The following is a 403-nucleotide window of genomic DNA, read 5'->3' as shown; positions in this document are numbered from 1 at the left end:
GGTCAGCGAGTTGGCCTTGTCCGGGCGATCCAGCGTCAGGATCGTCAGGGCGCCGTCATCCTCGCGCCGGATCACCGCGTGAGGCCCAGCTTGGCGCGCAGGCCTTCGTCGCGCAGGGTCACTTCGCCGCCGCGGAAGCTGTCGGCGTCCGGGGTGCACATCCACAGCAGCGCCTCGGCCGGCCATTCGGCGGGAACGTGATCCTCCCAGTCGATCTGGCTGACCGCGTTCACGCCCGAGGCCTTGATCGCGCGCTGCATGTCGGTGGCCACCGTGCCGGGCGACAGGGACAGCACGCGGACCTTGGACCCGGCTTCCAGATGCGCGGCCTTGGTCATCATGATCGCCCCGGCCTTCGAGGCGCAGTAACCCGACCAGCCCTCCAGCGCGTTATAGGCCGCAC

General features: G+C 69.7%; 1 protein-coding gene. It reads right to left on the bottom strand.

What is annotated here, in order from left to right:
• Positions 1–71: 71 nt before the first annotated feature.
• On the bottom strand, positions 72–403 hold a 332-nt coding region (locus BTA51_RS29230; protein WP_141215733.1), incomplete at its 5' end, for an SDR family NAD(P)-dependent oxidoreductase.

The organism is Hahella sp. CCB-MM4 (assembly GCF_002260525.1).
In the GTDB taxonomy this organism is placed as follows: domain Bacteria; phylum Pseudomonadota; class Gammaproteobacteria; order Pseudomonadales; family Oleiphilaceae; genus Hahella.
This window is presented reverse-complemented; position numbering and strand designations above follow the sequence as displayed.